This is a genomic window from Pseudomonas sp. MM211 (assembly GCF_020386635.1).
Classification (GTDB): Bacteria; Pseudomonadota; Gammaproteobacteria; order Pseudomonadales; family Pseudomonadaceae; genus Aquipseudomonas.
This window is the reverse complement of record NZ_CP081942.1, coordinates 1,227,020-1,252,765: the sequence shown is the minus strand read 5'-3', so window position 1 is coordinate 1,252,765 and position 25,746 is coordinate 1,227,020. Positions and strand designations below refer to the sequence as shown.

Here is a 25,746-nt window from a genome sequence, read left to right as displayed (position 1 = left end):
CATTGAAAAGGGAGGCCTCGGCCTCCCTTTTTCGTTTCCGGCAGTCGCTGACGTCAGAGCGGGCCGTCACCACGGCGGCGAAACCAGCCCGTCAGTGACAAGCGATCACGGCTCGCGGGTAGCACTTCATGGGGCACATCGGCAGACAGAAAGACGACCAGAGTGCCGGCCTGAGGCCAGACATCGCGCACTTCGCCATCGGCCAAGTACAGCCGTAACGCGCCGCCTTCCTCCGGCAACCAGTCGTCGTTGAGATAAAGCACTGCAGAAACGGCACGACGGTCCTCGTCGAGAAAACGATCCAGGTGCTTGAGGTAGAAAGCCCCAGGCGGGTAGAAGGCGAAGTGACTCTCGTAGTCCACCAACCCGAGATAAAGGCTCTGGTTGAGTACACCACGCAGTTCGTCGAGCAACTGCAAGTAACCATCACAGGCCGGCGACTGCCCAGCTTCGAGCCACTGAATGTGATCACCCCGGGTGCCTTCCCGTACCGCCACGGCGTTACCACGACCGGTACCAGCAGGCGCCAGCGTTCCCAGCGCTATACGCTGGCGGCACTCATCGGCCAGTTGCTGAGTCAAAGCAGGGGAGGCGAACTGCGCTTGCAACGACCAACCGAACTCGGCAAGGTCATCGATGATGCGGTTCAGCAGCGAGTCGGTGATTTCGGTCGTCATGAGCGGATTCTACCCTGTGTCGACTACACCTCGACAAGTGCCACCCAGCTGCCGAAAATAGCCGCCCCAGACAGGAGTCCTTATGCGTGCGTTGTGTTGTTTCTTGCTGTTGCTCCTGAGCCTTCCCGCTCTGGCCGAGCCCCATGCCGAGCTGTATGAGAAAGCCGGCTGGCCGCAGCAGCGTGCGCATTTCAGCGATGCCCTTAGCGCCGCCCAGGCCCGCTACAGCAAGAGCCTGCCACCTGCGGTTTATCAAGCGCTGGTGAACAACAGCAACCAGCGCTTCGCGGCCAGTGCCATGGATCAGCGCGCCGAGACCAGCCTGCGCGAGAACCTGGCTGACCCAATGCCTGCGCTGCGCTTCTTCGAATCACCACTGGGCCGCAAGATCGTCGAGGCAGAGCTGCTCGCCACCCGCCCGGATCAGCTAGCCAAGTACGCCGACGGGCTGCCGCTCAGCGAGGCAGACGCCACCCGCCGCTTGTTGATACGCCACTTGGCCCAGGCGCTGCCGGCCAGCGAGTCGGGCGCGGAAATCAGTCTGGCCCTGGCCGGTGTCGCTGCCGACAGCCTAAGCCAGATGATTCCCGGGCTGCTTGGCGCAGGCGCCGCACAGGGTCTACTCGACGGCCAACGCCAGCGTCTGATGGCGCAGATCGACAAGGATCTGGATAACACGCTGCTGCACGTCTACCGCGGGCTTTCAGACCCAGAGTTGGAAGAGTTCGTCACGTTCGCCCAATCCAGTGAAGGCGCGGCGTACTACAAGGCCGCGCTAGCGGCAATTCGCGCTGGCCTGGCGGTTGGTCAGTAAGCGTTCAACTGCTCGCCCAGATAATCGAAGTAGCGCTGACGTAGCGGCGCCGCCTCATTGGCAAGGTGGTGTCTGGCCTCAGGCAGGCGCAGGATGCGCGGCGCCCTGAACTTGTTCTCCAGCACACCGAGGTTGTGCCGCCAGTCTACCGTCATGTCTGCCTCGCCCTGGATGATCAGCGGGCTTCGCGTACTGCGCGGCGCCTGCTCGATGCGCGGCACCCACTGGCTCAGCGCGCCGACCCAGACCGTCGGTACTACCTTGGGCTGCAAGGGATCGCGGTTGCGCAGGAAGTCGAGAAACTCCAGGTCACTGGAGTTCTCGCTGAAGCGCCGTGGAATCTCCTGGACAAACCGGCGCAGCAAGCGATAGCTGAGTTGCGACCAGTTCCAGCGGCGCGGCCTAACCAGCGGCGCCAGCAGGATGGTCTCGCCCACCGCAGCCAGCGGCTTGTCGTTGAGCAGGTAGTCGATCAGGATCGCCCCGCCAGTGCTTTGCCCGCACAGGTGCCAGGGCTCCGGCAACCCCAGCGCGTCGGCCTGCTCCAGCGCCCCACGCAGCACCGCCTGATATTCAGCGAAATCATTGATGCTGGCGCGCAGCCCGCTGGACAACCCATGCCCAGGCAAGTCCACGGCAAGCACGGCAAAGCCCATCTCCAGGCCCCACTGAATCACGTGGCGATACAGCCCGCTGTGATCGTAATAGCCGTGCAGGAGCAGCAGGGTTGCGCGCGGCGCGACGGGTTTCCAGACCTGCGCTGCGATGCGATAGCCGCCCACCTCGAACCAGCCCAGCCGCGTTTCTACCGCGTCCTGCGGCACGAAGCCGTAGAACTGCCGATAGACGAGCTCCGCCGGCGACAGCGGCGCCGCGCTGGCCAGAGGACGCAGGCTGGCGACCAGGGATTCGGGCTGAAAGGTATCGGACATCAGGCTCATGACTCTTTTGATTCACAGCAGCGTCGCCCCAGCGGGCAACAGGTACAGTAGCGATATTCTGCTGCCGAGGGCTTCATGGCAAGCCGCCCTCGGCAGTTGCAGGCTTCAAGCACTGCGCGACTCGACGCTGTCTCCACACCTAACAGAAGCTGTCATATGGCACGTTCCCGCCGCACCACCCTGCTCGCCTGCCTGGTCACCGTGATCTGGCTGGTTGCCATGGTTGTCGCCTTTTGGTGGTTCGAGGCGCGCTACCTGCGGCCGTTCAGTGATCGCACCACGTTGTTCACAGGCGCAGAGCTGCGCCTGCCTGCAGAGCTGGCCGGATCAGGTGAAGTTCGCCTGGTGCATTTCTGGGATCCGGCCTGCCCCTGCAATGTCGGCAATCAGCAGCATCTCGCCGAGCTCACGGAACGTTACTCTGCGCGTGGCGTGAGCTTTCACGCTGTACAGAAGGCGGGCACCGACGGACAGTTACCCGCCAGTCTGAGTGCCCTGCAACCGCTCAGCGGATTGATCGGCAGCGACCACCTGCCTGCCAGCCCGGCCGTAGCGATCTGGGATCAGCACGGCGAACTGGCTTATTTCGGCCCCTACAGCAGCGGCTTTACCTGCACCTCGGGCAACAGCTTCGTCGAGCCCGTACTCGACGCGCTGCTCGCTGGCCGGACAGTCCTTGCAAACAACAACCTGGCCAGCGGCTGCTTCTGCGATTGGGCAGAACTGCGCTGAACGGCCATTAAATAGAGCCGATGTTGCGCTTTTCCTCGTGTTCTGCCACAACTTCTGGGCGCAGCAGCAACCGGAAGGGACACCATGCACAACAATTTCTATCGCCAGGCCGACCGCCTGATGCTTTGCGTAGTCTGGCTGATGACCCTGTACGCGCTCGGGCTGGCGTTCTGGCACGCGACCTGGGCGGCGGCACTGATCATCGGCGGCGGTACGGCCATCGCGCTCAGTGCGCTGTACGCCATGATCGGCGGCACCCGGCCCTATCGCTGCCTGATCGCGGTGGCATTCATGGTGCTGGCCGCGCTGCATATCCAGCAGAGTCATGGCATGGTCGAGATGCATTTCAGCGTATTCGTCCTGCTGGCGTTCCTGGTCTATTACCGCGACTGGCTGCCAATCCTGCTGGCTGCCGGCACTATCGCCGTGCATCACCTGAGCTTCTTCGCCCTGCAGCAAAATGGCAACGGCGTGTTCCTCCTGCAAGCCGGCGCTGGCTGGCCCGTGGTGTTCATCCACGCCGCCTATGTGATCGCCGAGACCATCATTCTGCTCGTGCTGGCGCGCCACAGCGCCCGCGAGGCGGCGGCTGGGGAAGACCTGCAGCGCACCTCGGCGCACCTGCTACGCGACGGCGAGCCTGTCGACCTGGCGTACCGCAGTGCCTCCAGCGACCGCCTGGCACAGCGTTTCAATCGCTTTCTGGCGCTGCTCGACAACCTGGTGAGCCGGGTCGTCGGCGCAGGCGATGAGCTGCGCAGTACCAGCCAGCACCTCAGTCAGTCCACCCACGAGCTGAACAAGTGCGCCGAGGATCTGCTCAACGCCACCGCGCAGATGGGTGGCGCCATCGAACAGATGACCCTGGCCGTGGGCGAAGTGTCCACTAGTGCAGAACAGGCTGCCCAGACCGCACGCCTGGCTGATCGCGACGCGGCGGCGGGTGCATCGGCGATCACCGACACGCAGAGCGAGATCCAGAACCTGGCCCGGCAGATCGACGGCAGCAGCACTGTGGTGCAGGAACTGGCCGACGAAGCCCGAGCCATCGACAAGGTACTGGAGGTGATTCGCTCGGTGGCCGAACAGACCAATCTGCTGGCCCTCAACGCCGCCATCGAAGCCGCCCGCGCTGGCGAGCAGGGCCGCGGCTTCGCGGTAGTGGCCGATGAAGTGCGCCAATTGGCGCAGCGCACCCAGCAGGCCACTGGCGAAATCCAGGGCATGATCGCCCGCCTGCAGCAGGGCTCGACCAACGCGGTGAATGCCATGGCCGAAAGTCATGCTGGCGTGGCCCGCTGCGTTGGCCATACCCAGCGCACCGTGGCGCTGCTGGACAACGTGCACCGCTCCATCGAGGCCATTCAGGCGATCGGCGTTTCCACCCGCGAGCAACTGGCGGCCACCGCCGAGGTCGCACGCCTGATCGAACAGGTGCGCCAGGTGGCTGGAGAGACGGCGCGCGACGCCGGCGAGGTGGCCGGCGACAGTCAGCGTCTGGCCTCGCTGGCCGAGCACCTGAATGGTCTTTGTGACCAGTTTCACGTCAGCCAGAACCGCGTGACGTCCTAGTTGCGGCCGGCGCCGATTGCTCGCAGCATGGGCGCCCTCGTAACAAGGATGTGAGCATGAAACGCCTATTTATCACCCTGGCTGCACTCATGCTGGCAGTGACTGGCGCAGGAGCCTGGTACCTGCACAGCAAGCAGCCACTGCGTGACGGCCAACTGACGCTGCAGCGCTTGAGCGCGCCGGTCGAGGTGCGCTACGACGAGCGCGGCGTGCCGCATATCGAGGCGCAGAACGAGTCCGACCTGTACCGCGCTCTGGGCTTCGTGCAGGCTCAGGATCGTCTGTTCCAGATGGAAATGCTGCGCCGCTTGGCACGCGGCGAACTAGCGGAAATTCTCGGCGCCAAACTGCTGCCCACCGACCGTCTGTTCCGTAGCCTGGAAATCCGCACAAGGGCCGACCAGCAGGCCGCCCTGCTGGATGCCGACAGCCCCCACGCCAAGGCACTCGTCGCCTATCTCGATGGCATCAATCAATATCAGGACAGCCGCCCGGCGCCCTTGGAGTTCGACCTGCTGGGCATCGAGAAGCGCCCTTTCACGGCCGCCGACACCCTGTCCATAGCCGGTTACCTGGCCTACAGCTTCGCCGCGGCGCTGCGCAGCGAGCCGCTGCTGACCCATATTCGCGACAGGCTAGGCAGCGACTACCTGACTATCTTCGATCTCGACTGGCACCCCGAAGGCGTGATCGACGCATCCCTCGGGAAAAACGATTGGCAGATGCTCGACCGCCTCGCCCAGCTCAGCCAGCAGGCCCTGATCGACAGCGGTCTGCCGCAGTTCGAGGGCAGCAATGCCTGGGCGGTATCCGGTTCGCGCACCGCCAGCGGCAAGCCCCTGCTGGCTGGCGACCCGCACATTCGCTTCTCCGCACCGTCGGTATGGTACGAGGCGCACCTCAAGTACCCGGGCTTCGAGTTGTACGGTCATCACCAGCCGGCGACCCCGGTGGCGTTTCTCGGCCACAACCGCGACTTCGCCTGGAGCCTGACCATGTTCCAGAACGACGACATGGATCTGATCGCCGAACGGGTCAACCCGGATAATCCTGGGCAGGTCTGGTACCAGGGCCACTGGGTCGATCTGCAGCATCGCCAGGAGACCATTCAGGTCAAGGACGCCGAGCCGGTAACCCTGGAACTGCGCCGCTCCCCTCACGGCCCGATCATCAACGATGCCCTGGGCGACGCCGACGGCACGACACCGATCGCCATGTGGTGGGCCTTTCTGAAACCGAAAACCCGCTGCTCGACGCCTTCTACCGCCTGAACCGCGCCGACACCCTCGAAAAGGGCCGCGCTGCTGCAGAGCGCATACACGCTCCAGGCCTGAACCTGGTCTGGGCCAACGCCAGCGGTGACATCGCCTGGTGGGCCGCGGCGAAACTGCCTGAACGACCTGCCGGGGTGAATCCAGCGTTTATTCTCGACGGAGGCAGCGAGGCGGCAGACAAACCCGGCTTCCACCCCTTCAGCGCCAACCCTCAGGAGGAGAACCCGGCGCGCGGCTATATCGTTTCAGCCAACTTCCAGCCGCTGTCGACCAGTGGCCTGGAGATTCCCGGCTACTACAACCCGCCGGAACGCGGCCAGCGCCTGAATCGGCACCTGGCCGACCCGGCTATACGCTGGGATCTGCACAACAGCCAGGCCCTGCAGCTGGAGACCGGCACCGATTACGGTCCGCGGCTACTGGCACCGATCCTCGACGACTTGCGCGCAGCGGCGGCGGACGAGCCCGAGCAGGAACTGGTCAAAACCCTGGCCACCTGGACGGGCGATCATCCGCTGGATTCAGTGGCCGCCACGCTGTTCAACCAGTTCATCTTCGAGCTGAGCCGCGTAGTCATGGCCGAGAGGCTGGGCCAGGCGTCCTTCGAACAGTTGCTATCGACGCGCATGATCGATAGTGCGTTGCCGCGCCTCACCGCAGACCCGCAATCGCCCTGGTGGGCACGTGCCGACGGCCAACCCCGCAGCCGTGCAGACGCAGTGGCCGAGGCCTGGCGCGCAACCCTGCAGCACCTGCGCGCGACCCTTGGCGAGAATCCCGAGCAATGGCACTGGGGGCCGGCGCACACGCTCACCCATCAGCATCCGCTCGGCGTGCAATGGCCACTGAACACGCTACTCAACGTCGGCCCACTGGCAGCGCCTGGTGGTCATGAAACACCGAACAACCTGTCGCACCGCATCGCCAGCGCGCCCTGGCAGGTGGGCCACGGCCCCTCCACGCGACGCCTGATCGATATGGCCGATGCCAGCCGCAGCCTGGGTATCAACCCGCTCGGCCAGAGCGGCGTGCCGTTCGACCGCCACTACCACGATCAGGCGCAGCGCTTCATCGATGGCGCATACGTGCCACAGCACCTGAGCGCCGCGGACGTCATCGCCAACACCCGCAGCACGCTGACCTTGCAGCCGGCCCCCTGACAGGCTGCCGAGGTGAATCGCGGGCATGAAAAAGCCCGCCATGAGGCGGGCTTTTCAACAACAGGGTCGCCGATCAATTACTTGATCTTGGCTTCCTTGTAGTTCACGTGCTTACGTACGACAGGATCGAATTTCTTGATTTCGAGCTTGTCGGGGGTGGTGCGTTTGTTCTTGTCGGTGGTGTAGAAGTGGCCGGTACCGGCACTGGACACCAAACGGATCAGTTCGCGCATGATAGCTCCTTAAACCTTTTCGCCACGAGCACGAAGCTCGGCCAGGACAACGTCAATACCACGTTTGTCGATGATGCGCATACCTTTAGCAGTAAGGCGCAGACGCACGAAGCGATTCTCAGTCTCGACCCAGAAGCGATGATGCTGCAGGTTCGGCAGGAAACGACGACGGGTTTTATTGTTAGCGTGGGAAATGTTATTCCCGCTTACCGGACGCTTACCGGTAACTTGACAGACTCTCGACATACCTCAGCCCTCTAAAACCACATGCCCAACCCGGCATGGGTTGGCCGCTTAATCTCTGTTTTTCGGCGCTGGGCGCCGCGTTTCTTCAGGGTCTTACCGGTGATAGATAGCAATCAAGCAACCGGGCCCCTAGAAAAGAGCGCTGCTTTATACCAGAAAGACCTGGGTGCAACAAGCATGAACACACGCTAAAGCGCAGTTCATCTGCGCTTTAGCCCGGCCCTGCGGGCGTGCCCAGCAACGACCATTGGTCGCCAGGATACGTTGTCCCCCTCCGACTTATCGCTTAGTGTCTATTCACGCGTCAACGCGACCCACCCCAGTCAGCGTTTTCCATTCGACGGCCCGCCGGATGCGCGCCGCCCCGTTCAGGAGTTCACCATGCGTCTCGCCCTTTTGCCGCTACTCATCGCCCCGCTGTTCGCCCAGGCCGCCACCCTCAGCGTCTGTACCGAAGCCAGCCCGGACGGGTTCGACGTGGTGCAGTACAACTCCCTGACCACCACCAACGCCTCGGCCGACGTGCTGATGAACCGCCTGGTCGATTTCGATGCGGCCAGCGGCAAGCTGGTACCGAGCCTGGCCAGCAAATGGGAGGTCTCCGCGGACGGCCTCGCCTACACCTTTACCCTGCGCCCCGACGTGCAGTTCCACCGCACCGACTACTTCAAGCCCAGCCGCCCACTGGAAGCCGACGACGTGCTGTTCAGCTTCCAGCGCATGCTCGACCCTGCCCAGCCGTGGCATAAGGTGGCCACCAGCGGCTATCCCCATGCCCAATCCATGCAATGGCCGGAGCTGGTCAAGGCGGTCGAGAAAGTCGATACCCATCGGGTACGCATCACGCTCAACAAACCGGACGCGACCTTCCTCGCCACCCTGAGCATGGGCTTCGCCTCCATCTACTCGGCCGAATACGCGGATCAGTTGTTCAAGGCCGAGACGCCCGAGAAGCTCAACAGCCAGCCCATCGGCACCGGGCCTTTCGTGTTCAGGCGCTTCCAGAAGGACGCCGCCGTCCGCTATGTCGCCAACGCGGACTACTTCGCCGGCAAGCCGAATGTCGACGCGCTGGTGTTTGCCATCACCCCGGATGCCAACGTACGCCTGCAGAAGCTGCGCCGCGGCGAATGCCATATCGCCCTGTCGCCCAAGCCGCTGGACGTCGAGGCCGCCGCCAAGGACGCCAACCTCAGCAGCGTGAAAACCGCGGCCTTCATGACCGCCTTCGTCGGCATCAACAGCCAGCACCCACCACTGGACAAGCCCGCCGTGCGCCAGGCCATCAACCTGGCGTTCGACAAGACCAGCTACCTGAAAGCGGTATTCGAGAACAGTGCAGAGCCCGCCAACGGCCCTTACCCGCCCAACACCTGGGGCTACGCCAGTGAACTGCCGGGCTACGCCCATGATCCGCAGAAAGCCCGTGAGCTCTTGAAAGAAGCCGGACTGGCCGACGGCTTCAGCACCACCATCTGGACGCGCCCGTCGGGCAGCCTGCTCAACCCCAACCCCAGCCTGGGCGCACAACTGCTGCAGGCCGACCTGGCCAAGGTCGGCATCAAGGCCGAAATCCGCGTGATCGAGTGGGGCGAACTGATCCGCCGCGCCAAAGCGGGCGAGCATGACTTGCTTTTCATGGGCTGGGCCGGCGACAACGGTGACCCGGACAACTTCCTGACCCCGCAATTTTCCTGCGCCTCGGTGGAGTCCGGCCTGAACTTCGCCCGTTACTGCGACGCCAAGCTCGACAAGCTGATCGCCGACGGCAAGGCGATCAGCGATCAGGCAAAACGCGCGGCGCTATATAAAGATGCTCAGGCGATCATCCAGCAGCAGGCGCTGTGGCTGCCACTGGCCCACCCAACGGCCTACGCCCTCATCCGCAAGGATGTCGAGGGCTACAGCGTCAGCCCGTTCGGCCGCCAGGACTTCTCCAAGGTCAGCGTGAAGCCCTGAAACCCAGCCAGCAGCTCGACAGCAGGCGGTTGTCACAGCCATGACACACGCCTGCCCCACCCTGTCCGTTCTCTACAGACGGGGATCGTTCAGGCCATGCGCTTCAATGCCAGTGTTTGCAAACTGCTAGCCACCACGCTCTGCTGCGTGCCGCTCATCGCCCATGGGCAGAACACAGCCAGCGCCTACCCGGCGATACTGGCCGGCCACGCCGTGCTACCTGCGGCCAGCTTCGTGACTCCGCCGGCGGATGCACCGGCTGATTTCGCCGTCAGCGGCAAATTCTCCAATGGCCAGCGCAGCGAGAAAATCGGCAGCGTCGAAGGGATGTCGGCCAATCGCCCCACCGGTATGTCGCTGCCTTTTGAAGGTCAGCCGCTACAGGGCCATTCCGGCATCAAGCACATGCCTGATGGCAGTTTCTGGGTGCTGACCGACAACGGCTTTGGCACCAAGGCCAACTCCGCCGACGCGATGCTCTACCTCAACCACTACGACGTCGACTTCCAGTCAGGCGAATTCAAGCGGCTGGCGACGGTATTTCTCAGCGACCCGGACAAGAAGGTGCCCTTTCGAATCGTTCACGAAGGCACGCAAGCGCGCTGCCTGTCGGGCGCCGATTTCGATCCCGAGAGTTTCCAGTTCGCGGGTGATGCAATCTGGATTGGTGACGAGTTCGGCCCCTATGTAATCAAGACCGACCTGCAGGGCCGGGTGCAGAAGGTGTTCGACGTGGAGGTAGCGGGCAAACCGGTGCGCTCGCCCGACAACCCAGCGGTCAAGCTGCCTGGCTGGCCTGCCGAGCCGATGAATGTCGAGGTGCGTCGTTCCAAGGGCCTGGAAGGCATGGCGGCCTCCAGCGACGGCAGCAAGCTCTATGCACTGCTCGAAGGCCCCTTGTGGGACGCAGCCAGCAACGGCGCCGAGCAGCAGGATGGCAAGAGCGTAGTGCGTATGGTCGAATTCGACGTGCAGCGCGAGGCCTGGACGGGTCGCCACTGGCTCTATCCCCTTGAGCAGCCCGGCCACGCCATCGGCGACTTCAACATGATCGATGCTGCCAGCGGGCTGATCATCGAACGCGACAATGGCGAAGGCACGCCCGACAAGGCCTGCCCTGCCGGCCAGACCGACAGCACCTGCTTCTCCGACATCGCCCGCTTCAAGCGCGTCTACAAGGTGGCGTTCGACGACAGCAATGTTGGCCAGCCCGTGCGCAAGGTCGGCCATATCGACCTGCTCGCTATTCAGGATCCCAAGGGCATCGCCCGCAAGCCGTTGAACGATGGCGTGCTGACCTTCCCGTTCTTCACCATCGAGAACGTCGACATCGTCGATGACACGCACATCGTTGTCGGCAACGATAACAACCTGCCGTTCTCCAGCAGCCGAGAGCCCAACCAGGCCGATGACAACGAACTGGTTCTGCTCGAGGTGGGCGAACTGCTGCGCGCCCAGTGATCGGCGATGGCCGCGCCGGCTACATCCAGCCGTGCTCGGCCATCGACAACGGCTCGCCATCGCCAACAATGAAATGGTCGAGGATGCGGACTTCGACCAAGGCGAGCGCCTCCTTCAATCGCTGGGTCAGCACCTTGTCAGCCTGACTCGGCTCCGCGACGCCTGACGGATGATTGTGCGTGAGGATCAGCGCGGCGGCGTTATGCGCCAGCGCGCGCTTGACCACCTGGCGCGGGTAAACGCTGGCACTGTCGATGGAGCCCTGGAACAGCGCCTCGAACGCCAGCACGCGATGCTTAGCATCAAGAAACAGGCAGCCGAACACCTCGTGGGGCTCGTGACGCAGCAGCGCCTTAAGGTAATCACGCACCGCCTGCGGGCTTTCCAGAGCCGAATCACGGCGCAGCTGCTCGGCCAGATGGCGACGGGCCATTTCCAGCACCGCCTGCAACTGGGCGAACTTGGCAGGGCCAAGCCCGAGACGCTGGGTGAAGAATGGCAGGTCGGCCTGCAACAGTGCCCGCAGGCTGCCGAAGTCGGCGAGCAGATGGCGCGACAGATCCACCGCACTCTGCCCCGCCACGCCAGTGCGCAGGAAGATCGCCAGCAACTCGGCATCGGTCAGGCTGGCCGCGCCCTGGGCCAATAATTTCTCCCGCGGGCGCTCTGCCGCGGGCCACTCACGAATACTCATCAGACGCTCCTTGTCCATCCAGTTTCCGCAGCAAGTCCAGTGGCGCTACCCTCGCCGGACGCCCCACTGCTCGCCTGCTGCCGCTGTGCTATCGTAGCCCGGTTTTTCGCATGTTGCCGGGCCTGGGGAGGATCGGTCACTTGCGTCTGTAACTACACACGACAAAGGCAGAGTTATGCAGCGGCTGTATCGCAAACGCATCATCCTCGGCGTGGGTGGCGGCATCGCGGCGTACAAGAGCGCCGAACTGGTACGCCGACTCAAGGATCAGGGCGCCGAAGTGCGCGTGGTCATGACCCACGGTGGTCGCGAGTTCATCACCCCGCTGACCCTGCAGGCGCTGTCCGGTCACCCGGTGCATCAGGATCTGCTCGACCCGGCTGCAGAAGCCGCCATGGGCCATATCGAACTGGCGCGCTGGGCCGATCTGGTACTGATCGCGCCAGCCACCGCTGACCTTATGGCGCGCCTGGCACAGGGTGTGGCCGACGACCTGCTGACCACCCTGGTGCTCGCCACCGATGCCCCCGTAGCCCTGGCACCGGCAATGAACCAGGCAATGTGGCGCGACCCGGCCACCCAGGCCAATGCCGAGTTGCTGCGCGCGCGAGGCCTGCGCCTGTTCGGGCCGGCATCCGGCAGCCAGGCCTGTGGCGACGTGGGCCTGGGGCGCATGCTCGAGGCCGATGACCTGGCGCATCTCGCTGCCGACTGCTTCGAACACCTCGCGCTGACCGGCAAGCACGTGCTGATCACTGCCGGCCCGACTCAGGAAAACATCGACCCGGTGCGTTACATCACCAACCACAGCTCCGGCAAGATGGGCTTCGCCCTCGCCGAGGCCGCGGTGGAAGCCGGCGCCAAGGTCACCCTGATCAGTGGCCCGGTGCACCTGGCGACGCCGGATCGGGTCAACCGCATCGACGTGGTCAGTGCCCGTGACATGCTCGCCGCCTGCGAAGCGGCAATGCCCTGCGACATCCTCATCGCCGCGGCGGCGGTCGCCGACTACCGCCCGGAAGTTGTCGCCCAGCACAAATTGAAGAAAGACCCCAACAGCGGTGACGGCCTGCTGTTGCAGATGGTGCGCAACCCGGACATTCTCGCCACCCTGGCACACCGTGACGACCGCCCCTTCAGCGTCGGTTTCGCCGCCGAAACCGAGAATCTGCTGGAGTACGCCTCGCGCAAGCTCAAGGACAAGAACCTCGATCTGATCGTCGCCAACGACGTGGCCAACCCCAGCATCGGTTTCAACAGTGAAGACAACGCGATCACTATCATCGATCGCGAGCTACAGCAGAGCAGCTTCGCGCAGACCAGCAAGGGCAAGATCGCCCGACAACTGGTGAGTTTCATCGCCGCGCACCAACACAAACCCTGACATTCATCAGCACGGAAACCTTGATCGCCCCATGCACGCCCTACAAGCCAAGATTCTCGACCCCCGCCTCGGTAACGACTTCCCCATGCCGGCTTATGCCACGCCGGGTTCGGCAGGCCTCGATCTGCGCGCCATGCTCAAGGAAGACCTGACCCTGGAACCGGGGCAGACCGTATTGATCCCCACCGGCCTGGCCATCCATGTTGCCGACCCTGGCCTGGCGGCGCTGATCCTGCCGCGTTCGGGCCTAGGCCACAAACACGGCATCGTGCTCGGCAATCTGGTCGGCCTGATCGACTCCGACTACCAGGGTGAACTGATGGTGTCGTGCTGGAACCGCGGCAACAGCGCCTTCAAGATGGCGATTGGCGAACGCATCGCTCAGCTGGTTCTGGTGCCCGTCGTACAAGCTCGCTTCGAAGTGGTCGAGGAATTCGACGACAGCGAGCGCGGCACCGGTGGTTTCGGCCACTCCGGCAGCCACTGAAACAGACCCAATCGCCAGGAGACGTCTGATGAAAGGCTTCAAACGCGCGCCCAAGGAAGAACGCTCCGGCGATTCGCAAGACAACTCCCGGCCCAAGCAGAAGGCCAGTGCCGACCTGCTACCCGGCGCCTTGGCAGCCGCCCTGGGCGTGGTACTTGCTGGCGCGCTGCTGTGGATCACCGCTGTCAGCCCCGCCCAGCAGTTGCAACAGCAACAACTCACCCAGGCCTGGGGCAACAGCCAGGCGGCCAGCCTGCAGCAGGCGCTCAAGCAACTCAGCGCCGACACTATCGCAGCCGCACGCAACCCAGCGCTGTCGCAAGCGCTGCAGAGCGGTGACGAGCAGCAACTGCGCAGCGCCGAAAACAGCCTGCGCTACTGGAGCGGCGTGGCCGATGCCCAGCTCAACCTCACCGGCCAGGCTGTGCCGGACAGCAGCCGCACAGCGCCGATGAACTTCGCCGCCCTGGACATGTTGCGTCGCCTCGAAGGCGGGCAGGCACCGGCAGTGGAAGCCTACCGGGTCGGCGATCGCTGGCTGGCCTATAGCGTCGCCCCTGTCCGTCAGGACGATGCCCAACCCATGCTCGGCACCCTGCTGCTGGCCGTCGATATCAACCGCGTGCTCGCCAACCTGCCGCCGCTACCAGCCGATGTCGGGCAGATCCAGCTGGTGCAGCGTTTCGATGGCGGCGCACCGCAGACCCTGATCCAGCGTGGCCAGGCCGACGGCAACGCTCAGGCATTCGCGACCGGTAACCCACACTGGACGCTGAACTTCACACCGGCCTCCAGCCTGGGTGCGAACGGACTGTCGCCGACGCTGCTGGCGCTTGCATTGCTGGTCGCGCTGGCCGGTGCTCTGGTGGGGCTCTACCTGGTCAATCGGCGCCTGCAGCAGCGCCTTACCAGTGACACTTCGCAATTGACCCAGTTGGTTAAAGAACTCTCCGCGGGCAAAGCCGTCAAAGCCTTCAGCTTGAGCCTGCCCGCCCTGCATGACCTGGCGCAAAGCCTGAGCCGACTCCCCCGTCGAGCCCAGGAGTCCGTGGCCATACGCCCGGACGTCACAGCCAGTCAGCAACCCAGTAGTAGCGTCGCGGCCAAGCCGGCGGATCTCGTAAATCCGCTGTTTCAAGACACCGATATCCTCGATATCGACATTCTCGACGACGACCAGGATCTCCTGGGACTGGAGCAGACCCCGATCATGACCGCGCCGCAAGCCCCAAAACTTCCAGCAGATATCTTCCGCGCCTATGACATCCGCGGCGTGGTGGGCGCTGGCCTGACCCCGGAAACCGCCTATTGGATCGGCCGTGCCATCGGCTCCCAGAGCCTCGCCGAGGGCGAGCCCAACGTGTCCGTTGGCCGTGACGGCCGCCTATCCGGCCCAACGCTCGTGCAGCAACTGATCCAGGGTCTGGTCGACAGCGGTTGCCAGGTCAGCGACGTCGGCATGGTGCCGACGCCTGTAGTGTATTACGCCGGTCACGTGCTGGCCGGCAAATCCGCGGTAATGCTCACCGGTAGCCATAATCCGCCGGACTACAACGGCTTCAAGATCGTCATCGCCGGCGACACCCTGGCCAACGAACAGATCCAGGCACTCAAGACACGCATCGACACCAATGACCTGGTCAGCGGTGAAGGCAGCGTCGAGGCCATCGACTTGCTGCCGCGCTATATGGAACAAATTCGCAGCGATATCGCCATGGCCAAGCCCCTGCGCGTAGTGGTCGACTGTGGCAACGGCGCCGCAGGCGTGATCGCCCCGCAGCTGATCGAAGCCCTGGGCTGCAAAGTTATTCCGCTGTTCTGCGACGTCGATGGCAACTTCCCCAATCACCACCCGGACCCGGGCAAGCCCGAGAACCTGGTCGACCTGATCGCCAAGGTCAAGGAAGAGAACGCTGATATCGGCCTGGCTTTCGACGGCGATGGTGACCGTGTTGGCGTTGTCACCAACACCGGCTCTATCGTCTACGCAGACCGCCTGTTGATGCTGTTCGCCAAGGACGTGGTCTCGCGCAATCCGGGCGCCGACATCATCTTCGACGTCAAATGCACCCGCCGCCTGACCCCGCTGATCAGCGGCTACGGTGGCCGTCCGGTGATGTGGAAGACCGGCCACTCGCTGATCAAGAAAAAGATGAAGGAAACCGGCGCCCTGCTGGCCGGCGAAATGAGCGGCCACGTGTTCTTCAAGGAACGCTGGTACGGTTTCGATGACGGCATCTATGCCGCCGCCCGTCTGCTGGAAATTCTCAGCCAGGACAAGCGCACCGCCGAGCAGGTATTCGCTGCATTCCCGAACGACGTGTCCACCCCGGAAATCAACATCCAGGTCACCGAACAGACCAAGTTCCCCATCGTCGAGCGCCTGCAGCGTGAAGGCCAATGGGGCGAAGGCAGTGTGACCAACCTCGATGGTGTGCGCGTCGACTACCCGAAAGGCTGGGGCCTGGTGCGTGCGTCCAATACCACGCCGGTTCTGGTGCTGCGCTTCGAAGCGGAGAATCAGACTGAGCTGGAGCGGATTCAGGAACTGTTCCGCACGCAGATGCACCTCGTCGCGCCCGATGTCAAATTACCGTTCTGATCCGCCCAGCACTGGAGCCCCCGCATGACCCTAGAGCGTGATGCCGCCACCAACGTCGCCAAGGTTCTGTCCGAAGCACTGCCGTACATTCGCCGCTTCGTAGGCAAGACCCTGGTGATCAAATACGGCGGCAACGCCATGGAAAGCGACGAGCTGAAGACCGGCTTCGCCCGCGACATCGTGCTGATGAAGGCCGTAGGCATCAACCCGGTGGTGGTTCACGGTGGTGGCCCGCAGATCGGTGATCTGCTCAAGCGCCTGTCCATCGAAAGCCACTTCGTCGACGGCATGCGCGTGACCGACGCACAGACCATGGACGTGGTGGAGATGGTGCTTGGCGGCAAGGTCAACAAGGACATCGTCAACCTGATCAATAGCCATGGCGGCAGCGCCATCGGCCTGACCGGTAAGGATGCCGAGCTGATCCGCGCCAAGAAGCTCACCGTCAGCCGCCAGACCCCGGAAATGACGCAGCCGGAGATCATCGATATCGGCCACGTCGGCGAAGTCACCGGGGTCAATGTCGAGCTGCTGAACATGCTGGTCAAGGGCAACTTCATTCCGGTTATCGCGCCTATCGGCGTGGGCCCGGACGGCGAGTCCTACAACATCAACGCAGACCTGGTGGCCGGCAAGGTCGCCGAGGCGCTGAAGGCCGAGAAGCTGATGCTGCTGACCAACATCGCCGGCCTGATGGACAAGCAGGGCGAGGTACTCACCGGTCTGACCACCGAGCAGGTCGACAGCCTGATCGCCGACGGCACCATCTACGGCGGCATGCTGCCGAAGATTCGCTGTGCGCTGGAAGCGGTGCAGGGCGGCGTGACCACTGCGCACATCGTCGACGGTCGCGTACCCAATGCCGTGCTGCTGGAAATTTTCACCGATACCGGTGTCGGCACCCTGATCAGCAACCGCAAGCGTCACTGATTACTCTGCGTAAAACGAAAACGCCGGCTCTAAGCCGGCGTTTTCGTTTGCAGATGTTGTACCCCGGGTCGAGCGAAGCGACACCCGGGAACCACATCCCTGGGTATCGCTTCGCTCAACACCAGGCTACGGCTCTTCAGCCTCAACGAATCGCGTAGATATCCTTCTCGTTGGCTTCGGCGTACTCGTACAGGCGCGCCAGATAGGCCTTCTGCTGCTCCCAGACTTTCTGCGCGGCGGGGTCGGCGGCGGCAGTGGCATCGACCACGCCGGCAGACACTTCCTTGAGTTTGGCGAGCACATCGTCCGGCAGACGGCGCACATCGACACCATCCTTCTTCAGCTGCTCCATGGACTCCATGTTCTTGGCGTTGTAGTCGTCGAGCATGTCGCCGTTGACGTCGCGGGCAGCGGCGCGAACGATGGCCTGCAAGTCGGCCGGCAGGGTTTCCCAAGCCTTGATGTTGATATCCAGTTCGAAGGTGACGTTCGGCTCCTGCCAACCCGGCGTGTAGTAGTACTTGGCCGCCTTGTGCAGGCCCAGCGCCTGGTCGTTATACGGGCCGATCCATTCGGTGGCGTCAATGGTGCCGGTCTGCAACGCCGTGAAGATCTCGCCAGCCGGCATGTTGACCACGGTGCCGCCGACCTTGGTCAGCACTTCGCCGCCGAGGCCCGGAGTACGCATCTTCAGGCCTTTGAGGTCATCGACCGAATTGATTTCCTTGTTGAACCAGCCAGCGGTCTGCACGCCGGTTGCGCCGCACGCCATCGGCAGTACGCCATAGGGCTTGTAGACTTCTTCCCACAGCTGCATGCCGCCACCGTAGTGCAGCCAGGCATTCATTTCCTGAGCATTGGGGCCGAATGGCAGTGCGCAGAAGAATTGCGCGGCGGGTACTTTGCCTTTCCAGTAGTAAGGCGCGCCGTGGCCCATTTCAGCAGTGCCGCGCGACACCGCGTCGAACACCTCGAGGGCCGGCACCAGTTCACCGGCGGCGTAGACCTTGACCTTCAGTCGACCGTTGCTCATCTGATCGACCAGCTTGGCAAAGCGCTCAGCGCCCACGCCGACACCCGGAAAGTTCTTGGGCCAGGAAGTGACCATTTTCCAATTGAAGGTCTTGGCTTCGGCTGCAGGCTGAGAAGAATCGGCCGCACCGGCTTCCTCCTTGCAACCAACCAATGCACCCGCGGCAATGCCGACACCTGCAGCAGCGAGAATTTGGCGACGTTTCATAGGTAGCTCCTTGTTGTTGTAATAATTACCTTCGACCGTTCCAGCCTCGACAAACATAGTGGCGATCCGCCAACCGCCCCGCGCGCTATCCTATGCTCGCGTATAGGCGACACGGCGCGCACAAATGTTTCAACCCGTTTCTAGCAAACGCTCTTTAACCCCTTCCGGCCGCTCAACGCGGACACTTCAAGGGCAGTCCGTCAGTCGCCGCACCGATGCCGATACCCTTTAGTCGCCATTGCCGTACGCCTGGGCACCTGCCTAAAATCCCCAGCTTTTTTTGCTCTTTCGATAACTATAAGGACGGGTCATGTCCAACACGCCTTCATTTCCGCTAGGGATCGCACGCGTCATTGACGCGGTGAACTTCCGCTTCGGCCAGGCCTGCTCCTGGCTGACAGTGTTTCTGGTACTCGGCACGGCTCTGGTCGTGATACTTCGCTACGGCATGAACCTGGGCGCAACGGCCCTGCAGGAAGCCGTGCTCTACGCTCACGCCCTGGTATTCATGGGTGCATCGGCCTGGGCATTGCAGCGCAACGCGCACGTGCGTGTGGATATCTTCTACCAGCAGTTCAGCGGTCGCCGTCAGGCCCTGGTCGAGATCCTCGGTACGCTGTTCCTGCTGCTGCCGGTCTGCCTGTTTCTCGGCTGGGCCAGCTGGGATTACGTGGCCAACTCGTGGTCGACCCGTGAGGGCTCCAGCGAGTCGGGCGGCCTGAAGTTCGTCTACCTGCAGAAGAGCATCATTCTGGTGCTGGTGGTCAGCCTGACCCTGCAAGGCATTTCCAACATCATCAAGGCAATCTACCTGCTACTCGGCGTGCTGCCTGAGCCGGAGGTGAAACATGGCTGAAGTCATGTCGATCCTGCTGTTCCTGAGCATCTGCGTGGTGCTGATGGGCGGCTTCCCAGTGGCTTTCACCCTCGCGGGTGTGTCGTTGCTGTTTGCCGGTGTCGGTATTGCCACCGGCACTTTCGACGCCGGCTACCTGGGCGCCCTGCCCAACCGCCTGTTCGGCATCATGAATAACCAGACCATGCTGGCCGTGCCACTGTTCGTGTTCATGGGCGTGATGCTGGAAAAATCCAAGGTTGCCGAAGACCTGCTGGAATCGATGTCGCGCCTGTTCGGCGGTATCCGTGGCGGCCTGGCGATTTCGGTGTGCCTGGTGGGTGCGCTGCTCGCGGCCAGCACCGGCATCGTCGGCGCCACCGTGGTGACCATGGGTCTACTGGCATTGCCGACGCTGCTCAAGCGTGGCTTCGATCCGGCAGTCGCTACCGGCACTCTGGCCGCCACCGGCACTCTGGGGCAGATCATCCCGCCGTCGATCGTGCTGGTACTGCTTGGTGACGTGATGTCCAGCGCCTACCAGCAGGCGCAGCTGCGCATGGGTATCTTCTCGCCGAAGACCGTGTCGGTTGGCGATCTGTTCATGGGCGCATTGGTGCCAGGCCTGCTGCTGGTGGTGTTGTACGTCGGCTACCTGATCATGGTGGCGATCTTCCAACCGCAGAAAATGCCGGTGGTGCCCAAGGAAGAACTCGGCGAAGTGGAGTGGGGCAAGCTGCTCAGCTCCCTGATACCGCCGCTGGCGCTGATCATCTCGGTGCTCGGTTCGATTCTCGCGGGTTACGCGACGCCGACCGAAGCCGCCGCCATCGGTGCCGTCGGTGCAACCCTGCTGGCGCTGTTCAAGGGTCAACTGAACCTGACGCAGTTGCGCGCCGTGGCCCAGGGCACCACGGAAATTTCCAGTATGGTGTTCCTGATCCTGATCGGCGCCTCGCTATTCTCCCTGGTGTTCCGTGGCTTCGGTGGTGAAGCGCTGATCGAGGATGTGTTCCAGCAACTGCCAGGTGGCGTGCTCGGCGCATTCTTCCTGGTCATGCTGGTAATTTTCCTGCTCGGCTTCATTCTCGACTTTATCGAGATCATCTTCGTGGTGGTGCCAATCGTCGGCCCGGTACTGCTGGCCATGGGTCTGGATCCGGTCTGGCTCGGGGTGATGATCGCCCTGAACCTGCAGACCTCGTTCCTTACTCCGCCGCTGGGCTTCTCACTGTTCTACCTGCGGGGCGTGACGCCGCGTTCGGTGAGCACGGGTACCATGTACCGGGGCGTGATTCCGTTCATCATCATCCAGTTGATGATGCTGGTCATCGCTTACCAGTTCCCTGGCTTGATCACTTGGCTACCGAACAAGATCTACGGTTCGTAAACTGATACGCAGAACAAAAACGCCCGTCCCGACGGGCGTTTTTCATGGAGGCGAGCGAACCCCGAGGCCACGCCGTGGCCCAACAGGCAACATCTATCAGGCAGTTGAAAAACCACCTGCTACAGGAGCAGCATTTTCATGAGCACCACCAACGAACGTATCCAATTGGGTGACCTGGTTTGCTGGCGCATCCACCATGCCGGCGCCGAACTGCTGGTGAGCGAGCAAGGGGCACAAATCCTGCGTTACCAACCGGCCAGCGGGCAGCCGCTGATCTGGCTGAGCGATGAGGCCGCCTATGAGTCCGGGCAGAGCGTGCGCGGCGGGGTTCCAGTGTGCTGGCCCTGGTTCGGCGACCTGCAGCGCAATCCCGACGCGATACGGGCCGGCCATACGCGCCCTGAAAACGCCCCTGCACACGGTCTGGTGCGTAACTGCGACTGGCAGCTGATCGGCCTGAACACCGAGGAAGATGGCGTGACACTGTCGTTCGCCTTCGACACGGCTGCACAGCCGTTCGCAGAGTGGCCGTTCGCCGCCGAACTGCAGCTCGATATCCATCTCGGCGAGCGCCTCAAGCTGACCCTGACCACGCGCAACCTCGGCGACACCGAGCTGCCAATCAGCCAGGCGCTGCACAGCTACTTCGCCGTTAGCGACATCCGCCAGGTGAAGGTCGAAGGCCTGGATGCCTGCCGCTACGTCGACACCCTCGACGGTTGGAAGAAAGTCCGCCAGAAAGGCGCGCTGGCATTCAGCGGCGAGACCGACCGCATCTACCTCGACACCCCGGCGCAACTGAGCATCGTCGATCCCCTGTGGAAGCGGCGCATCCTCATGCGTAGCGAAGGCTCAAGCTCGGCGGTGGTGTGGAACCCGTGGATCGCCAAAGCCAAGCGCCTGTCGCAATTCGCCGACGACGCCTGGCAGGGCATGCTCTGCATCGAGCACGCCAATGTGCTGGACGACGCCCTGATTCTGGCACCGGACGCCGAATACAAACTCGAAGTGACACTCTGGTCGCAAGCACTCTGAGACAGCGCGGCAGTCAGCCCGTACGCGTCATCGGGGCTCCAGCCTGATAGACTGCCGCGATGCACGCCCTCCACCGGATACCCCGATGCAAGCAAAGAACCCTGCAATCGGCTTGTGTCAGCAAGCCACCTTTCTGATCAGCGCCGCCAAGGTCGACCAATGCCCGGATGATCAGGGCTACGAAGTGGCTTTCGCCGGGCGTTCCAACGCCGGCAAATCCAGCGCGCTGAACACCCTGACCCACGCCAGCCTGGCGCGAACCTCGAAAACGCCAGGGCGCACCCAGTTGCTCAACTTCTTCCGCCTGGATGAAGAGCGCCGCCTGGTCGACCTGCCCGGCTACGGTTACGCCAAGGTGCCGATCCCGCTCAAACTGCACTGGCAGAAACACCTCGAGGCCTACCTCAGCAGCCGTGAAAGCCTGCGCGGGCTGATGCTGATGATGGATATCCGTCATCCGCTGACCGAATTCGACCGCATGATGCTCGACTGGTCCGGCGCCAGCGGCATGCCCATGCACATCCTCCTGACCAAGGCCGACAAACTGGCTTTCGGCGCGGCGAAAACTGCGCTGCTCAAGGTTCAGCAGGACATTCGCAAGGGCTGGGGCGACCATGTCAGCATCCAGCTGTTCTCGGCCCCCAAGCGCATTGGTGTCGAAGACGCACAGACCGTTCTGGGGCATTGGCTGGGCCTGATGGGCGAAGAAGACGAGCCAGTCGAGGAATAGTCCCTGCCCTGTAGCCCGTGGTTGAGCGCAGCGATACCCGGGATGGTCATCAAAAGCCACGCAGTGCTAAAGAACACCCCTGGGTTTCGCTTCGCTCAACGCCAGCCGACTGAACGCCCCGCATTACGCGGGGCGTTTTGCATTGGCAAGAATTTGCGCCCAGGCAATCAGGGTCTACGCTGCAGATGGGGAGATCGAAGGACGATGTCGCCTGGCACTTTTCTGCAGGCAAAAAAAACCCCGAACTTCATATGGGGAGGGAGAAGATCGGGGTTTAAGGGTCTGAACCGCTAGGGCGGGGTTCAGATGTCTGCCAACACTTAACACAACAAAGGAGCATCGAAGGGCTTTATGGGCCATTCACAAACTCTGACCGGGTGGACAGGAGTAAAGTTCAGCGATGCTTAGAACCCTTTGTTTGGTCTCGATATCCACTAATACCCCTGGACACTAACTGATAATGTGACGCATCCACTCAGTGGGCTTCATCCCAGTTATTGCCTACACCGACCTCGACGAGCATCGGCACATCCAGCTCGGCGGCCCCGGCCATCAGCGGACGAATCTGCGCGCTGACCTGCTCAAGCAGATCTTCACGCACCTCCAGCACCAGTTCATCGTGTACCTGCAGGATTACCCTGGCATCCAGGCCCGACTCGGTGAGCCAGTTATCCACAGCCACCATGGCCTTCTTGATGATGTCCGCCGCAGTGCCCTGCATCGGCGCGTTGATTGCCGTTCGCTCGGCACCGGCGCGTTCCTGAGGACGACTGGACTTGATCTGCGGCAGGTACAGACGACGCCCGAACAAAGTTTCCACGAAGCCCTGCTCCGCGGCCTGCCGACGGGTCCGATCCATGTACTCGCGCACGCCGGGGTAGCGAGCAAAGTAGGTCTCGATGTAGGCCTTGGCCGTTTTACTGTCGACGCCGATGTCCTTGGCCAGCTTCTGCGCACCCATGCCGTAGATCAGGCCGAAGTTGATGGCCTTGGCGCTACGCCGCTGATCCAAGGTCACCTGATCCAGCTCGACCTTGAACACTTCCGCGGCAGTCGCGGTGTGCACATCGAGGTTTTCGCGGAAGGCATTCATCAGCCCTTCATCGCGCGACAGGTGCGCCATGATGCGCAGCTCGATCTGCGAATAGTCGGCCGCCAGCAGCTTGTAACCCTCAGGAGCGATGAAGGCCTGGCGAATACGCCGGCCCTCAGCGCTGCGTATTGGGATGTTCTGCAGGTTCGGGTCGCTGGACGATAGGCGCCCAGTAGAGGCCACTGCCTGTTGATAACTGGTGTGGATACGCCCGGTACGCGGGTTGATCTGTTCCGGCAGGCGATCGGTGTAGGTGCTCTTGAGCTTGCTCAGGCTGCGGTACTGCATCAGCACCTTGGGCAGCTCGTAGTCCTGCTCGGCCAGCTCCGCGAGCACCGCTTCGGCAGTCGATGCCTGACCTTTGGCGGTCTTACTGATGATCGGCAAACCTAGCTTTTCATAAAGAATGGCGCCGAGCTGCTTGGGCGAACCAAGGTTGAATTCCTCGCCTGCCACCTCGAAAGCCTCGCGCTCCAAAGCGACCAGCTTCTCGCCCAGCTCCTGGCTGTGGCGGCCCAGCAGGTTGGCATCGACCAGCGCACCATTGCGCTCGATACGCGCCAGCACCGGTACCAATGGAATTTCGATATCACTCAGCACGCTGGCCAGACTCGGCACCTGCTCCAGGCGGTTCCACAGGTGCTGATGCAGGCGCAAGGTCACGTCAGCGTCTTCAGCCGCATAAGGGCCGGCCTGCTCCAGGGCGATCTGGTCGAAGGTCAGTTGCTTGGCGCCCTTGCCGGCGATGTCCTCGAAACGGATGGTGCTGTGCCCCAGGTACTTGAGCGACAGGCTGTCCATGTCGTGGCGCGTGGCGGTGGAGTCCAGCACGTAGGACTCGAGCATGGTGTCGAACGCCACGCCCTGCACGGTGATGGGCGTGGAGGCGTTGGCGAGGATATTGATGTCGTACTTGGCGTGCTGGCCGACCTTGGCTTTGGCAGGGTCTTCGAGAATCGGCTTGAGCGCGCGCAGCACGGCATCACGATCCAGTTGCTGCGGCACGCCCATATAACTGTGGGCGACCGGCACGTAGACAGCCTCACCGGCCTTGACCGCGAACGACAGGCCGACCAGCTGCGCCTGCTGGGCGTCGACGCTGGTGGTTTCGGTGTCGAAGGCGATCAGCTCGGCCTGCTGCAACTGCGCGAGTAGCGCGTCGAACTCGCCCTGCTCGAGGATCGTGCGGTAGTTACCGGTAACAACCGCCGGCTCGCTTTCGGCAACGGGTGCTTCATCTGCTGCAGGCGCAGGGCTTTCTGGGTTGCTGAACAGATCGTCGGCAGCCGGGGTGAGTTCACTCTTGGCCTTGGCTTTGGGCGCAGCGCTTTTGTTCTGGCGCAGCAACTCGTCGAGCCAGCCCTTGAACTCCAGCTCTTCGTAGAGCGGTTTGAGCGCCTCGATATCCGGCTCGCCCGGGTAAAGCCTGGAGTAATCAAGATCCAGCGGCACGTCCAGCTTGATGGTCGCCAGTTGATAGGAGAGATACGCCATGTCGCGGTGTTCTTCGAGCTTGGCCGGCAGCGTCTTGGCGCCGCGGATCGGCAGGCCTGGCACCTTGTCGAGGTTGGCGTAAAGCACGTCGAGGCCACCACCGACACCGACCAGCAGGCCGAGGGCGGTTTTTTCACCGACGCCGGGCACGCCCGGGATGTTGTCGACCTTGTCGCCCATCAGTGCCAGGTAGTCGATGATCAGCTCAGGACCGACACCGAATTTCCCTTTCACGCCCTCAATGTCGTAAACGCTACCGGTCATGGTGTTGACCAGCGTAACGTGCTGGCACACCAGCTGCGCCATGTCCTTGTCGCCCGTAGAGATCACCACGTCACGGCCCTCGGCGGCGCTCTGCCGGGCCAGGGTACCGATCACGTCGTCCGCTTCCACACCCTCGATGCACAGCAGCGGCAGGCCAAGTGCACGCACGCTGGCGTGCAGCGGCTCGACCTGCAGGCGCAGCTCGTCGGGCATCGGCGGGCGGTTGGCCTTGTAGTCGGCGAACAGCTCATCGCGGAAGGTACCGCCCTTGGCATCGAAGACCACTGCGAGGGGGCTGTCCGGGTACTGCCGGCGCAGGCTGCGCAGCATGTTCAACACACCCTTGACCGCGCCTGTCGGCAGGCCTTTGGACGTAGTCAGGGGCGGCAGGGCATGGAAGGCGCGGTACAGGTAAGAGGAACCGTCGACCAGGACGAGGGGGGCTTGGCTCATGAGCGTGATCAACCTTTTCGGCGGGCGTGGCGCTAGAATACGCAGT

At 62.9% G+C, this 25,746-nt stretch carries 20 protein-coding genes and 1 pseudogene; 14 read left to right on the top strand and 7 right to left on the bottom strand.

What is annotated here, in order from left to right; genetic code table 11:
• Positions 1 to 53: 53 nt before the first annotated feature.
• Positions 54 to 677 carry a 2OG-Fe(II) oxygenase gene (locus tag K5Q02_RS05575; RefSeq protein WP_225837204.1) on the bottom strand — a complete coding sequence of 208 codons (624 nt, stop codon included), beginning with the start codon at positions 675 to 677 and terminating at the stop codon, positions 54 to 56.
• Between the two features lie 82 nt (positions 678 to 759).
• Here K5Q02_RS05575 and K5Q02_RS05570 point away from each other — a divergent pair, with 82 nt between their 5' ends.
• Positions 760 to 1,491, top strand: a complete 732-nt coding sequence (locus K5Q02_RS05570) for a hypothetical protein (protein WP_225837202.1) — start codon at positions 760 to 762, stop codon at positions 1,489 to 1,491.
• On the opposite strand, the gene K5Q02_RS05565 is transcribed toward K5Q02_RS05570, so the two are convergent.
• The gene (locus tag K5Q02_RS05565) at positions 1,485 to 2,423 is read right to left on the bottom strand and encodes an alpha/beta hydrolase (protein WP_225837200.1); all 939 of its coding nucleotides are present in this window, start codon (positions 2,421 to 2,423) and stop codon (positions 1,485 to 1,487) included. The two genes, K5Q02_RS05570 and K5Q02_RS05565, sit on opposite strands and share 7 nt — an antisense overlap.
• Before the next feature lie 165 nt (positions 2,424 to 2,588).
• On the opposite strand from K5Q02_RS05565, the gene K5Q02_RS05560 reads away from it, so the two are divergent.
• The 3 genes and pseudogenes from K5Q02_RS05560 (at position 2,589) to K5Q02_RS05550 (ending at position 7,170) form a co-directional block, all read left to right on the top strand.
• Positions 2,589 to 3,164: a DUF6436 domain-containing protein gene (locus K5Q02_RS05560; protein WP_225837199.1), complete on the top strand. Its 576-nt coding sequence runs from the start codon at positions 2,589 to 2,591 to the stop codon at positions 3,162 to 3,164.
• A gap of 84 nt (positions 3,165 to 3,248) precedes the next feature.
• Complete coding sequence (locus K5Q02_RS24410; RefSeq protein WP_329959553.1) at positions 3,249 to 4,736, top strand: methyl-accepting chemotaxis protein; 1,488 nt, start codon at positions 3,249 to 3,251, stop codon at positions 4,734 to 4,736.
• 56 nt (positions 4,737 to 4,792) lie between these two features.
• Positions 4,793 to 7,170: pseudogene (locus tag K5Q02_RS05550) on the top strand (penicillin acylase family protein).
• 77 nt (positions 7,171 to 7,247) lie between these two features.
• On the opposite strand, the gene rpmG reads toward K5Q02_RS05550, so the two are convergent.
• Both rpmG and rpmB read right to left on the bottom strand, forming a co-directional pair.
• Positions 7,248 to 7,403 (bottom strand): 50S ribosomal protein L33, encoded by a 156-nt coding sequence (gene rpmG, locus K5Q02_RS05545; protein WP_079203857.1) that lies wholly within the window; start codon positions 7,401 to 7,403, stop codon positions 7,248 to 7,250.
• A gap of 9 nt (positions 7,404 to 7,412) precedes the next feature.
• Positions 7,413 to 7,649, bottom strand: coding sequence for a 50S ribosomal protein L28 (gene rpmB, locus K5Q02_RS05540; RefSeq protein ID WP_225837198.1), 237 nt, complete (start codon positions 7,647 to 7,649; stop codon positions 7,413 to 7,415).
• A gap of 381 nt (positions 7,650 to 8,030) precedes the next feature.
• On the opposite strand from rpmB, the gene K5Q02_RS05535 reads away from it, so the two are divergent.
• Together K5Q02_RS05535 and K5Q02_RS05530 are read left to right on the top strand one after the other, a co-directional pair.
• Positions 8,031 to 9,608, top strand: coding sequence for an ABC transporter substrate-binding protein (locus tag K5Q02_RS05535; protein ID WP_225837197.1), 1,578 nt, complete (start codon positions 8,031 to 8,033; stop codon positions 9,606 to 9,608).
• 96 nt (positions 9,609 to 9,704) lie between these two features.
• Positions 9,705 to 11,069, top strand: coding sequence for an esterase-like activity of phytase family protein (locus K5Q02_RS05530; RefSeq protein ID WP_225837196.1), 1,365 nt, complete (start codon positions 9,705 to 9,707; stop codon positions 11,067 to 11,069).
• A 19-nt stretch (positions 11,070 to 11,088) separates the two neighbouring features.
• Here the strand turns inward: K5Q02_RS05530 and radC are convergent, their stop codons facing one another.
• Positions 11,089 to 11,763: a RadC family protein gene (radC, locus tag K5Q02_RS05525; protein WP_225837195.1), complete on the bottom strand. Its 675-nt coding sequence runs from the start codon at positions 11,761 to 11,763 to the stop codon at positions 11,089 to 11,091.
• 175 nt (positions 11,764 to 11,938) lie between these two features.
• Between radC and coaBC the strand changes: the two genes are divergently transcribed.
• The 4 genes from coaBC (at position 11,939) to argB (ending at position 17,166) form a co-directional block, all read left to right on the top strand.
• Entirely contained in the window at positions 11,939 to 13,147 is a 1,209-nt protein-coding gene (gene coaBC, locus K5Q02_RS05520) for a bifunctional phosphopantothenoylcysteine decarboxylase/phosphopantothenate--cysteine ligase CoaBC (protein WP_225837194.1), read from the top strand.
• A 31-nt stretch (positions 13,148 to 13,178) separates the two neighbouring features.
• A complete protein-coding gene (gene dut / locus K5Q02_RS05515) occupies positions 13,179 to 13,634 on the top strand; it encodes a dUTP diphosphatase (RefSeq protein WP_225837193.1) in 456 nt (151 codons plus the stop codon).
• A gap of 1,210 nt (positions 13,635 to 14,844) precedes the next feature.
• Positions 14,845 to 16,236 (top strand): phosphomannomutase/phosphoglucomutase, encoded by a 1,392-nt coding sequence (algC, locus tag K5Q02_RS05510; RefSeq protein ID WP_225839582.1) that lies wholly within the window; start codon positions 14,845 to 14,847, stop codon positions 16,234 to 16,236.
• A 24-nt stretch (positions 16,237 to 16,260) separates the two neighbouring features.
• Positions 16,261 to 17,166, top strand: coding sequence for an acetylglutamate kinase (gene argB / locus K5Q02_RS05505; RefSeq protein WP_225837192.1), 906 nt, complete (start codon positions 16,261 to 16,263; stop codon positions 17,164 to 17,166).
• Between the two features lie 142 nt (positions 17,167 to 17,308).
• On the opposite strand, the gene K5Q02_RS05500 is transcribed toward argB, so the two are convergent.
• Positions 17,309 to 18,406 (bottom strand): TRAP transporter substrate-binding protein, encoded by a 1,098-nt coding sequence (locus tag K5Q02_RS05500; RefSeq protein ID WP_225837191.1) that lies wholly within the window; start codon positions 18,404 to 18,406, stop codon positions 17,309 to 17,311.
• A 310-nt stretch (positions 18,407 to 18,716) separates the two neighbouring features.
• Between K5Q02_RS05500 and K5Q02_RS05495 the strand changes: the two genes are divergently transcribed.
• The 4 genes from K5Q02_RS05495 (at position 18,717) to yihA (ending at position 22,396) form a co-directional block, all read left to right on the top strand.
• Entirely contained in the window at positions 18,717 to 19,262 is a 546-nt protein-coding gene (locus tag K5Q02_RS05495) for a TRAP transporter small permease subunit (RefSeq protein WP_225837190.1), read from the top strand.
• Entirely contained in the window at positions 19,255 to 20,631 is a 1,377-nt protein-coding gene (locus tag K5Q02_RS05490; protein ID WP_225837189.1) for a TRAP transporter large permease, read from the top strand. The genes K5Q02_RS05495 and K5Q02_RS05490 overlap by 8 nt, the downstream gene beginning before the upstream one ends.
• Positions 20,632 to 20,769: 138 nt before the next feature.
• On the top strand, positions 20,770 to 21,666 hold the full coding sequence (locus K5Q02_RS05485) for a D-hexose-6-phosphate mutarotase (protein ID WP_225837188.1): 897 nt from the start codon (positions 20,770 to 20,772) through the stop codon (positions 21,664 to 21,666).
• An 85-nt stretch (positions 21,667 to 21,751) separates the two neighbouring features.
• Complete coding sequence (gene yihA / locus K5Q02_RS05480) at positions 21,752 to 22,396, top strand: ribosome biogenesis GTP-binding protein YihA/YsxC (protein ID WP_225837187.1); 645 nt, start codon at positions 21,752 to 21,754, stop codon at positions 22,394 to 22,396.
• A gap of 475 nt (positions 22,397 to 22,871) precedes the next feature.
• On the opposite strand, the gene polA is transcribed toward yihA, so the two are convergent.
• Positions 22,872 to 25,700, bottom strand: coding sequence for a DNA polymerase I (gene polA / locus K5Q02_RS05475; protein WP_225837186.1), 2,829 nt, complete (start codon positions 25,698 to 25,700; stop codon positions 22,872 to 22,874).
• Positions 25,701 to 25,746: the final 46 nt, after the last annotated feature.

Excerpts from the sequence above, each read along its gene's own strand:
- K5Q02_RS05490 (WP_225837189.1), top strand. The coding sequence starts at position 19,255 with ATGGCTGAAGTCATGTCGATCCTGCTGTTCCTGAGCATCTGCGTGGTG.
- K5Q02_RS05500 (WP_225837191.1), bottom strand. The coding sequence starts at position 18,406 with ATGAAACGTCGCCAAATTCTCGCTGCTGCAGGTGTCGGCATTGCCGCG.
- K5Q02_RS05535 (WP_225837197.1), top strand. The coding sequence starts at position 8,031 with ATGCGTCTCGCCCTTTTGCCGCTACTCATCGCCCCGCTGTTCGCCCAG.
- polA (WP_225837186.1), bottom strand. The coding sequence starts at position 25,700 with ATGAGCCAAGCCCCCCTCGTCCTGGTCGACGGTTCCTCTTACCTGTAC.
- rpmB (WP_225837198.1), bottom strand. The coding sequence starts at position 7,649 with ATGTCGAGAGTCTGTCAAGTTACCGGTAAGCGTCCGGTAAGCGGGAAT.
- K5Q02_RS05495 (WP_225837190.1), top strand. The coding sequence starts at position 18,717 with ATGTCCAACACGCCTTCATTTCCGCTAGGGATCGCACGCGTCATTGAC.
- coaBC (WP_225837194.1), top strand. The coding sequence starts at position 11,939 with ATGCAGCGGCTGTATCGCAAACGCATCATCCTCGGCGTGGGTGGCGGC.
- radC (WP_225837195.1), bottom strand. The coding sequence starts at position 11,763 with ATGAGTATTCGTGAGTGGCCCGCGGCAGAGCGCCCGCGGGAGAAATTA.
- yihA (WP_225837187.1), top strand. The coding sequence starts at position 21,752 with ATGCAAGCAAAGAACCCTGCAATCGGCTTGTGTCAGCAAGCCACCTTT.
- K5Q02_RS05530 (WP_225837196.1), top strand. The coding sequence starts at position 9,705 with ATGCGCTTCAATGCCAGTGTTTGCAAACTGCTAGCCACCACGCTCTGC.
- argB (WP_225837192.1), top strand. The coding sequence starts at position 16,261 with ATGACCCTAGAGCGTGATGCCGCCACCAACGTCGCCAAGGTTCTGTCC.
- K5Q02_RS05560 (WP_225837199.1), top strand. The coding sequence starts at position 2,589 with ATGGCACGTTCCCGCCGCACCACCCTGCTCGCCTGCCTGGTCACCGTG.
- K5Q02_RS05575 (WP_225837204.1), bottom strand. The coding sequence starts at position 677 with ATGACGACCGAAATCACCGACTCGCTGCTGAACCGCATCATCGATGAC.
- K5Q02_RS24410 (WP_329959553.1), top strand. The coding sequence starts at position 3,249 with ATGCACAACAATTTCTATCGCCAGGCCGACCGCCTGATGCTTTGCGTA.
- K5Q02_RS05565 (WP_225837200.1), bottom strand. The coding sequence starts at position 2,423 with ATGTCCGATACCTTTCAGCCCGAATCCCTGGTCGCCAGCCTGCGTCCT.
- dut (WP_225837193.1), top strand. The coding sequence starts at position 13,179 with ATGCACGCCCTACAAGCCAAGATTCTCGACCCCCGCCTCGGTAACGAC.
- K5Q02_RS05570 (WP_225837202.1), top strand. The coding sequence starts at position 760 with ATGCGTGCGTTGTGTTGTTTCTTGCTGTTGCTCCTGAGCCTTCCCGCT.
- algC (WP_225839582.1), top strand. The coding sequence starts at position 14,845 with ATGACCGCGCCGCAAGCCCCAAAACTTCCAGCAGATATCTTCCGCGCC.
- rpmG (WP_079203857.1), bottom strand. The coding sequence starts at position 7,403 with ATGCGCGAACTGATCCGTTTGGTGTCCAGTGCCGGTACCGGCCACTTC.
- K5Q02_RS05485 (WP_225837188.1), top strand. The coding sequence starts at position 20,770 with ATGAGCACCACCAACGAACGTATCCAATTGGGTGACCTGGTTTGCTGG.